The sequence below is a fragment of the Klebsiella sp. PK18 genome (assembly GCF_057784655.1).
Window position 1 is genome coordinate 148,506 of the sequence record NZ_JBYNWC010000002.1, and the last position, 10,299, is coordinate 158,804.

Below are 10,299 nucleotides of genomic sequence, written 5' to 3' on the forward strand. Positions count from 1 at the left end.
TGGGGTCAGTTAAATTGATACTTGTTTTGTACAGAGACTACTGCATTGCGGCCTGACCGCTTTGCTACGTAGAGAAATTCATCTGCGCGTCTGAGTAACTCATTAATATCTTCACCGAAATATTGGGAAGACGCCACTCCTGCTGATAATGTCAAATGTCCCACAAAGGGAAAAATAGTGGTTTCAGTTTGCTTTCGGATACGCTCTGCAATATCAATTACTTCATCAGATTTTTTTTCAGGTATAACGATTACAAACTCTTCACCGCCAAATCGACAGATAAAGTCGTTTTCCCGGCATATTTCCTTCAAAAGAGTCGCAAGCTCTTGCAGCACCTTATCTCCAGCATCATGCCCGAATCGGTCATTTACTTGTTTAAAGTGATCTATATCAATTGCAATAATGTTTACTTGCTTTCCTGAGGAAATGGACTCATACATTTTCTCAAAACCGCGTCTGTTGTAGAGCCCTGTAAGTGGATCTTTTATCGCCTGCTCGCTGAAGGCTTTGAGTTTCGTCTGGGTTGATATTAAATTTTGTTTTACCGCCTCTTTGAGTTCCTGAGCTTCATAGTACCAACCCTTGATATTTTGTAGTACAGAAGGATCGCTCCGCTGGCTACTACCAGCCTTTACAGCATTTGCCAGCCGCTCCAGGGGAGTAGCGACTAGTGTACCAAGATATATCATTAAAATAGCGACAAAAAATACGACGAGGGTAATGAATCCAACGATCTTTTTTACCGAATGGTTGACTAACGCATCGACCTCCTTTTCACTTCCGGAAATCCAGATACTCCAGTCAGTTTGTCTTAGTCGTGCAAACCCAGCGACATAATCCCTATTATTATTAGCTAAACTGAGCTTACCACTTTGCGAGGAGTTAAGTTGATAATGAATTTCAGGGGAAATATTTTCAACAGTACCCACTGTATCAGGATCATGACTAAACACCACCATACCATTGCCATCGACTATTTTTATGTCAGTCTCTGGGGGATAAAAATGCTGACTTAAAATATCACTTAACATACTATGTTTTTTTAAATAAATTGTCCCGCCCATATACCCAAGATAAACCCCATGTTCAGAAAAAATAGGTTGTGAAAGAAAAACAACATAATTTCCGGCAGCCGAAATAAACGGCTCAGAAATGGAAGCTACCTGATTTTTTACAGCTCTGATACTGGCATCTGAAGTCAGTATCTTTCCAACTAAACCCAGACTTTCAGGCGAGGTTGCTCTTACAACCCTCTCGCTGTTAACAATGACAACTGAATTAAAAAAGCCAGACTGTAGCCTCAAACGATCCGCCTCACGTACTAGTTCGTCGGAAGCTGAAAGATCGTGGATCTGCCCAGAACTCCACCTCAGCTCACTTTGCGCAATCGTCAGGTACCGATCTGTAGTGTCGGCCAGCTTACGAGCGTATGCGATGTTATTCTGAACCGTACTTTCTTCTATGCTGTCTCTCTGAAACACAATCATTATGCATAACAGCATGGTTCCGGTAAGCACTACAGCGCCTGTAGAAAGGGCTGTAATGAGAGTACGAAGACGAATTTTGTAGTTATTCATGTGTTAAGATGATTGTTGTCAGCCTTTAACCGTCTACCACCTTTGCATGACCAGTATCTTTTTTCAATAACGGTATAAATTAAAAGTCTGGTTGTTTTCTGATTCTCATTGCCCAGCCTCAGTCTTAGCTATGAAAGGAGGCCTCAACATTACAAGTGGAAGCTAAGAGAATTCTCCCATAGCCACAAGCACATAGGGCAGCATTGTGCTTGTGGGGAGTCATATTTTCTGCTTATTTGATACTCTGTAGAGCTGGCGTAACACTGATACTTATCCAGTATGTTATTAATACAGTACAGCTGCACAAAGCCGCTACGAGCGAAAAGTGGTCTTTTGCTAATTTAAAAAAAGATAATTGGTATGCTTTGACTGGCCGTCCTACGAAAACCTCACAACAGGAAAGATAAGATGAAACAGGTCAGGATTTATACACTCAAAGATACACAGTCAGCAGAAATTTATTTTCACAGACACTGGCCCCGGCACATGGTCTCCCTTCCCGCTTTTAATATATATGTAAATCATGTCTATCTGGGGAATGAATGTCAGGTTATTGCAACAGTGACTTATCAGAAAGACGCTGATATACAGGCTATAAATCAGAAGTACATGAAAAGCGATGCGTTCATGTCTGACATGGAAGGTTTCGACATGTCTTCTATCCTCCGGGTGGATGAAATCAGCATTAAAGAAGCACTTTTCTGACACTACGACTTTCTTAGCCTGATGCAGGGAGATTCTTCACAATCAGTGAAATGAATAAACAAGAATTAACCTGCAATAAACGCGGGCGTAAGGCAAAACATCCACCAGTTCCGCTATTCGCTTTGAGTTCAATTTATGGATGTAATATACTTATTGGACCGCTCTGCGGATGATTCATAATCTGGCGTTTTTCTGAGCCTTTCGTTGAGCTGTCCGGTAACACAGATAAGTCTTTGCTGGCTGTGAGAAACAGAGATCGTAACGCGATTGTCGCGATTAAAGGTCCAGACCAAAGGGAGGGCACGTGTAAAGCAAAGCCTGCGTCCTCTACATCGTCGCTTTAACAGCAGTCCGTCATATGGCAGGCCGTTAGATATCTCGTTCTGAGCATTACCGACGCTCAGGTTTGTCACTCGCCACAGAAATACCAACATACATACCGATACCCCACATAAGCTGTGAAAGCACAAATATACACTGAGATATATCAACAATCAGCAAAGGAAGAAGAGCAACCGTCACGATCAATATCAGGCGGCTACCGAACTTCCGGCGCACAGGCTCAGCGGCGTCAACCGGGACTCCTGTATATCGCAGAACATGCCTTAAACTCGCGTTCATAACCACTCCACTCAAAACAAATACTCTGTACTTCAGTATATTACACTTTGCTAGATAACGGTTCTCCTGACATGACAAGATCCTTATGGATTTTAGTGACAGTATCAACGGTACTCTTTTGTCATGTGTAGGATTTCTGTGTTGTTGTAGCTTATGAGCGAAAGCAGAAGTCCAGGTTGACAGCCCCAGCCAGTGCCCATGGTGAAATCTGATATATCTCACCAGTCAAAGGTGATTCATGCCAGTAAAAAACACTGAACGCACGTAGACACCCCAAATGTAAGCTGACATCTCTTTATTTCTGACTTATAATTTTTAGAAGGTGATGGCGTTCCACCTTTCCCAACCGCCCCGTCCGGGGCTGATGACGCCTGATATGACTCTTGATTTTCAGGAGGTATGTCAGGTCGTCCCTAAATCCCATCGACCTGTCTGCTTCCCTTAACGGGGATATTCTTTTGATTAATGTATTTGGTCACCTTAATCCTGACAGCGACGCTGTCTGCACCGCTACCGTGACGGCGGGCTGGCTCAACCGGTGTAACCGTCCTGCCCGAGCCTGGCGGCCTGGTGAAGTGAACCCTGAGACACACTATATTTTTGAAGCTGCCACGCTAACCCTACCGCCCTTGCTTGATATCTCACTGAAAGATGAACCTGTATGGCTGGTCGATTTTACCGAACCGGCTCAGGGGCCTGCTGACCTTTTTCAGAGCAATATCATCGGAATTATCGATCATCACCGGCTGGGCGGTCTGATCACCCAATTGCCGCCAGAGGTCTGGATAAAACCGGCAGGCAGCAGCGCGACAGTACTCTGGCTACTGATGGATACAGAAATGCGCCGTACGATGCCCCCGGCCCACGCTATCCTGCTTCTTGGCGCGTTGCTCAGCGACACCGTTAATCTGTGCTCTCCCACCACAACACAAGACGATATCCGTTCCGCCACTGAACTCTGCGTCCTTTCAGGGGTAAAACGCACGGCTTTTGCCCGAGGGCTCCTGACAGCTAAAACCGATATCACCGGAATGTCTGCAGAGCAGCTTCTGCATAAAGACCTTAAAGCCTTTTCGCTCGCCGGTATGAATGTTCGTATAGCGCAACTGGAGGTCAGTTCACCTGACCAGGTCACCCCTCTGCTGGATGAATTGCAAAGTGCGATGGTGCAGTTGGCAGTCATGACGGAAGCCGGGCTTATCGTGCTGATGGTCACTGATATTCATACATGCTGTTCTTCACTCTATTTTGCCGGGCCGGAGGGTATCAGCGCGGCTCCATGTTTCGTAACGGGTATGGTAAGCCGGAAGAAACAGCTTCTGCCCTGGCTCGAACACCATCTCAGTCAAAGCCGGAGATAGCCATGAAAATCTACACACATGCACTTGTTCTTGTTCAGGGGAAAGAGGATGGCGTCCCTCTTCTCGCACTGGCGACAACACTGTCCAGTATGCTGCAAATGAAAATCACCATTGCTCATATCTGTAACGACTACCGGGAGATGAACTACATATCGGACAGTCTGATGAACGATGCCCTATCGAAGGAGGTTGTCCTGGCGAAGGCGCTGCTCAGCGAGCTGACATCGTCTGTAGCTGAGCAGGTTAATGCGAGAGAACTGGTCACCATGCGGCGATTCGAAGATGTACAGAAATGTATCAACGATACCGGCGCGGACCTGGTGATAGCTGGCCACCGGAACCGTTTTATGGGAGCACTGACGTCCCGTTCGGCTGAATACGTTAACCACCTGAACGTAGACGTTTTGATTAAACATATTCATGACTGAGCTACAGGAGAACTGTATGAATTTTCTACTTGAAAAAGTCACCGCCCGCGAAATTCTTGACTCCCGCGGTAATCCCACTGTTGAGGTGGATGCTTTTACTTCTGACGGGCAGATGGCGCGAGCGTCGGTACCGTCCGGTGCCAGTACTGGCTCAAGAGAGGCAACGGAGCGCCGCGATGGGGATACAGGTCGCTTCAGCGGGAAAGGGGTCCGTGATGCCATTAAGGCCGTGGAGACAGAAATCTACGACGCAGTCAGGGGAACCGATGTGCGGGAGCAGCGGCGCCTGGATAATCTGATGCGGGAACTGGACGGCACTGAGACTAAAAGCCGGCTCGGTGCTAATGCTATTCTGGGTGTTTCGCTGGCGGTGGCCAGACTGGCTTCTCAGGTCACCCGTCAGCCACTTTACCGCTATCTCGGCGGACTCAATGCCAGTCTTTTGCCGGTTCCGTGCATGAATATTATTAATGGTGGAGTTCATGCCCGTGGTCAGGGAGCCGATTTTCAGGAATTTATGATAGCGCCGCACGGTGCATCATCGCTGACAGAGGCCATTCGTCAGGGCAGTGAGGTCTATCAGGCTTTGCGCCAGATCCTTCTGTCCCGGAACCTCTCCGCTGCGGTGGGTGATGAAGGGGGATTTGCCCCGGCCGTATCTTCGAACCGGGATCCTCTGGAATTCATTGTTCAGGCCATTGAGAAAGCCGGCTACCGTCCAGGGGAAGATATCAGCATCTGTATGGACCCCGCATCCAGCGAATTTTACCGCGACGGGAAATATCACCTACGTACCGAAAACAGCGCCCTGAGCTCAGAAGAGATGACGGATTATTATGGTGAACTGATGAGCCAGTTCCCGATTGTCCTGCTTGAAGACGGTCTTGCCGAGGATGACTGGACCGGGTGGAAATATCTGCATAATACACTTGGCGGACGAGCGGAGCTGGTCGGTGACGACCTTTTCGTCACGAATGTGAAGTATATCCAACGAGGTATTGAAGAAAACCTTGCCAGTGCAGCGCTTATCAAACTCAATCAGATTGGTACGCTGAGCGAGACATTTGATGCGGTTTCACTGTGTCATGAAAACGGATGGGGTGCCTTTATTTCGCACCGCAGCGGTGAAACCATAGATACATTTATCGCTGATATGACAGTGGCGTTGCGTGCAGGGCATCTGAAAACCGGCGCACCTTGTCGTGGTGAACGCATTGAAAAATACAATCAGCTTATGCGCATTGAGCAGGAACTGGGTAGTGACGCGCGTTATGCAGGTATTAAGGCATTTGTTCGCCGTGGATGATCGAAATCATCACGGCATCTGAGGTGCGTATGCCGGCTGAATCCGGCATACATCCTGCTTCAGAATTTATATTCACCTTGTATGGGGAGATTCTCGTTGAGTCAGTTATTGGCAATTATGATTGGTGGCGCCACTGGTTGTGTCATCCGCTGGTTTTTGGGGATTAAGCTCAACAGTTTTTACCCCTCAATTCCGCCAGGGACGCTTATGGTTAACCTAATGGGGGCTTTTATCATCGGTGCCGCAATGGCATATTTTATGCGCCACCCCCAACTTGATCCTGCATGGAAACTGTTCATCGTCACTGGGTTGTGTGGCGGGCTGACCACCTTTTCAACATTCTCTGTGGAAGTCTTCTCATTACTGCAGACGGGAAATTATTTATCGGCGCTCACATCTGTATTGGTTCACGTCGTGGGATCACTGCTTATGACAGCGGCGGGATTTTATCTGATAATGTTACTCATATGAATGTTACAGCACAACCATAGTCGGATATAACGCGACTCGCAGGCTTTATGTACGCTGTTCAATGCCCACTTCTGGAATAGTGCGGGTATTATTATTTTGATTCACATTGAGCATCGGAACTTAGGTTTGACAATGATTGAATAACTAAAGTAGGGAGTTAGACTGACATATATTACAGGAGTACCATTGTCCACCGATGTTCTCTTATCGTCAAAAGCCGGCGGTGCTGGCTTCATATCCTAGTGCTGCCAGACGTACATCTGCCATTAATTAAATATCTGCCACTCCATAATATGTAGAAATTCTGCTTCTCTCTCTGTCCACTACTCACTAGCCATACAATGTAATTTGAGATATTCAGGAACACGATCAACCAATCGATTCAGCACACATCTATCATGTTCAGGGTCTGTCTCAGAAATGACTCAATGATTAATAGATGTGCTCAGTATTAATTTTCTCCAAAACAACAGGATGTGTGAGTAAGAAGGTCTTGGGTATAGCTCCGGTACTGACGGTGCAGATGGGACCGTGGTCCCAGGCAGCATTCCGGCGCTGACGGTAAAGGTGGGACCGTGGTCCCAGAGGCAGCATTCCGGCGCTGACCGGGAAGTTGGGACCATGGTCCCAGGCAGCATTCCGGCGCTGACGGTAAAGGTGGGACCGTGGTCCCAGAGGCAGCATTCCGGCGCTGACCGGGAAGTTGGGACCATGGTCCCAGGCAGCATTCCGGTACTGACGGTAAAGGTGGGACCGTGGTCCCAGGCAGCATTCCGGCGCTGACCGGGAAGTTGGGACCGTGGTCCCAGAGGCAGCATTCCGGCGCTGACGGTAAAGGTGAGACCGTGGTCCCAGACTGACAGGATGAAGGCCAGTTCTGATTTACTGGCCTGAGAAAAAAACTAAAGAGATGGGGTAAAATACAGGAAACAGGCAGAAGGATAAGGCGTGTCCATTTCAGGACTTAGGCTCTTCAAGCGCCTTGAGAATGGCTTCGATCTTCTCAATGCATTCCGCAGGAAGCCGGGACCTGTCCAGGTTCAGGACCACTTTATCGCCTCTGTATAATGCTGTTGCCCCCGGAGCAAACTGATGACGTGAGCTCAGATTCACTCTTGATGCAGGAGACTTTTTTAGTACCGATGTTAAAAGACTTATGACCTCTTCTGCTTCAAAGATTACACCCGCTTTCTTCTGATCGTGGAGAGTTGCGGCCTGCTGCTTCAGTAATTCTTCTTTATCTGCAAAAGCTTTCTGAAGGGCTTCACCTGAGCGGGCAGACAGTTCACCAGGATGAGAGAAAAGGGCGACAACGGATTTCGGGAGTCTGGCCGTATTGATACAGCGAGTAATTATCTTACGAGAGATGTTTTCCGCATCGGCAAGTGCAGAAATATTTCCGGCAAACTCATTCTGGAGACGGTTTGCATAACGCTGACCACGCTCATAAGCACTCGTAGGGCGATAATCGTTGCCCAGTCTGGACAATGCCGACATCTGCTCATCGTCCAGTTCACCGACCAGAATACGATAATCACTTTCTGTCAGGATAGCGGCCTTGCGTCGACGGCTGCCATCTGCAATTTCAATGATATCGGAAACCCGACGGCCAAAAGCCGGAGTCTGCTGACCGGTCAGTAAAAATGAAGGAATGAGATCATCCAGGGCATCTTCAGTCAGTAGTTCCTGATCGCGCTCGTTACCTGACCATACCCGGGAAGCGGTTTCAACAATATCTCCCCGGAGCACCTCCAGGGTAAACTTCACTTCCCGACCACACACCGGTAACGTAATTGCATTGCCACGAGCCATAGCCCCTACACGAGCAATTAACGAATCCACCATCGGTGCAGCTGGCGCTGACGTGTCTTCAGCTGCCTGAGTATTTGCTGTATGTCTTGGAATGACAGGTGCACGCTTCATTATCTAATCTCCCAGCGTGGTTTAATCAGACGATCAAATATTTCATTACAAACAGGTTCCCAGATTGAAAGAGCATTTCGCCATGCGCCGGTCGAAGAACGTTGATCAATAGCCTGTTCGAAAACGGTTCTCATGCGGATCTGGCCTTTACCAACTTCATCGGTTTCACGTACCACATTTTTCAGGACCATGCTTCCCCATGCATCGCGAATTTGTTCTTCCATCCACGGTGACTGCGAACCATTGTTATTACTGTATTTGGTAAGCAGAATACGGACATCCGGCTCAAAGCCTTTAAGATCCACATTCCTGAGCAGATCACGAAGCATATCGAAAAACTGCAGTGCAGAAGTGTAATCGAACAGCTCTGCCGGGGTGGGAACAATCAGCACATCAGCAGCGCATACGACATTAATCGTGCCAATACCGAGGTTCGGTGCGCTGTCGATAACAATCACGTCATAGTCATGAGCAACCGTTTCAATGGCAAGACGGAGCATCAGGTGCGGGTCAGTGGGCAGTTTTCCTTCATCAAATTTGCCCATTAGCTCAGTTTCAATGCGATGAAGTGCCAGGCAGGACGGAATGATATCAAGGCCAGGCCAGCAGGTGGGTTTTATCGCATAACTGGCGTCATCCTTTTCACCAAGATAAAAGGGCAGGAGAGTATCTTCCGCATGTATATGAAGATCGGGCACCCATCCGTGATACATCGAAGCTGTGCCCTGAGGATCATTACCCTCGACAAGCAGAACGCGTAACCCTTTCAGGGCCAGGTCCTGAGCCAGGTGAACAGAAACGGAGGTTTTGTAAACCCCCCCTTTATGAGCAGCAACGCCGATCACTGGTGGAAAAGCATCTTCTGCACGCCGCAGTCGGGTACCGAACACGTCCCGCATATGATTGATTTGTTCGATGGTATAACCAACACGCTGTTCAACTCTGCCACGGGTTTCCATATCCGGGTGGGGTAACCGGCCGGCTTTCTCTGCATCCCTGATTGCCTGAGAAGAAACGCCAACCAGATCCGCCGCTTCACCTATTCTCCAGCGGCGTGTGATCTTCCTGGCTTCCGGACTGTCGTCATTAAACTGCGCAATGGCAATAGCCTTCGTCATTTCATGTCCAGCAGTAATGCACTGGTTAAGTGTGTCCATCAGTCCCATTCTGAGCATCCTTTAATCATCGCTTTGCATTATTTTATTAAATCTTGGAATTTTTTGCAAAGCAACAATAAAATCGCAAAGTCATATGAAAATTGCAAAGCTGACGGTGATGAAGGCAATAAACCGGAGAAGAGGGAGTAAATCACATACCGTAGTAAATATTTCTCACTGCCGCTCGCCGCAGTAAGCGATCTCACTACGTGAGATCGCGGCGAGGAAGCGGAAAAGTACAGAGGCTGCACAAAGCACTAACGCTACGATGCCAGCTATTTCTCCGGATCAGTCTCTCTTCATGAAATTGACTGTGATATGTAAAAAATTGACTATGGTATGAAACTGAAAGCCGGAGACTGGTTAACAACAAAAGAAGATCCTACATATCGCAGTCAATATTTAATGTTGAATCAGGGAGCGTTACTCACGTGGTACTCAGAAAATCTTTGTAGGACCCAGAATGTAGTGTGGAAGCATATGGTCGGGGATAAGCGTTATTCATTGCTTCGATCCAGTAATTGATCCCAAAGAGATCATATTGAGATCCTAAAGAGATCCCCGGATCGCTGCAGCAGGCGCCGTGACTGGCCTGAACGTCATACTGGATCGACTATGGAATGTAAAATGTTGACTGCTGTATGCAAAATCTAATACTGTGATATGCAACGGTATTTACTGAGGTATGTATATCCGTTGACTGCGATACGTATAACGACATTCTTTTGTGGATAACCGTTGAGGATCAAG

The 10,299-nt window shown here is 47.7% G+C and carries 9 protein-coding genes and 1 riboswitch; of the genes, 5 read left to right on the top strand and 4 right to left on the bottom strand.

The features are described from left to right. Positions 1 to 5 precede the first annotated feature (5 nt). Positions 6 to 1,577 (bottom strand): sensor domain-containing diguanylate cyclase, encoded by a 1,572-nt coding sequence (locus AC3EMD_RS28190; RefSeq protein WP_302074208.1) that lies wholly within the window; start codon positions 1,575 to 1,577, stop codon positions 6 to 8. Between the two features lie 408 nt (positions 1,578 to 1,985). Between AC3EMD_RS28190 and AC3EMD_RS28195 the strand changes: the two genes are divergently transcribed. Then, positions 1,986 to 2,282: a hypothetical protein gene (locus tag AC3EMD_RS28195; protein WP_032740681.1), complete on the top strand. Its 297-nt coding sequence runs from the start codon at positions 1,986 to 1,988 to the stop codon at positions 2,280 to 2,282. Between the two features lie 390 nt (positions 2,283 to 2,672). Here the strand turns inward: AC3EMD_RS28195 and AC3EMD_RS28200 are convergent, their stop codons facing one another. Next, complete coding sequence (locus tag AC3EMD_RS28200; RefSeq protein WP_032740680.1) at positions 2,673 to 2,903, bottom strand: hypothetical protein; 231 nt, start codon at positions 2,901 to 2,903, stop codon at positions 2,673 to 2,675. 312 nt (positions 2,904 to 3,215) lie between these two features. Next, positions 3,216 to 3,284: riboswitch (Fluoride riboswitch) on the top strand. A 77-nt stretch (positions 3,285 to 3,361) separates the two neighbouring features. On the opposite strand from AC3EMD_RS28200, the gene AC3EMD_RS28205 reads away from it, so the two are divergent. The 4 genes from AC3EMD_RS28205 to crcB all read left to right on the top strand — a co-directional run bounded on the left by AC3EMD_RS28205 (position 3,362) and on the right by crcB (position 6,469). Next, entirely contained in the window at positions 3,362 to 4,264 is a 903-nt protein-coding gene (locus AC3EMD_RS28205) for a DHHA2 domain-containing protein (RefSeq protein WP_040107984.1), read from the top strand. A 2-nt stretch (positions 4,265 to 4,266) separates the two neighbouring features. Beyond that, entirely contained in the window at positions 4,267 to 4,692 is a 426-nt protein-coding gene (locus AC3EMD_RS28210; protein ID WP_040107908.1) for an adenine nucleotide alpha hydrolase family protein, read from the top strand. 16 nt (positions 4,693 to 4,708) lie between these two features. Further along, entirely contained in the window at positions 4,709 to 5,998 is a 1,290-nt protein-coding gene (eno, locus tag AC3EMD_RS28215; RefSeq protein ID WP_032740678.1) for a phosphopyruvate hydratase, read from the top strand. A 96-nt stretch (positions 5,999 to 6,094) separates the two neighbouring features. Next, on the top strand, positions 6,095 to 6,469 hold the full coding sequence (crcB, locus tag AC3EMD_RS28220; protein WP_074446765.1) for a fluoride efflux transporter CrcB: 375 nt from the start codon (positions 6,095 to 6,097) through the stop codon (positions 6,467 to 6,469). Positions 6,470 to 7,426: 957 nt separating this feature from the next. Here crcB and AC3EMD_RS28225 read toward each other — a convergent pair. Next, positions 7,427 to 8,392: a ParB/RepB/Spo0J family plasmid partition protein gene (locus tag AC3EMD_RS28225; protein WP_032740676.1), complete on the bottom strand. Its 966-nt coding sequence runs from the start codon at positions 8,390 to 8,392 to the stop codon at positions 7,427 to 7,429. Then, positions 8,392 to 9,558, bottom strand: coding sequence for a plasmid-partitioning protein SopA (gene sopA / locus AC3EMD_RS28230; protein WP_000523815.1), 1,167 nt, complete (start codon positions 9,556 to 9,558; stop codon positions 8,392 to 8,394). Before sopA ends, AC3EMD_RS28225 begins: the two co-directional genes overlap by 1 nt. Positions 9,559 to 10,299: the final 741 nt, after the last annotated feature.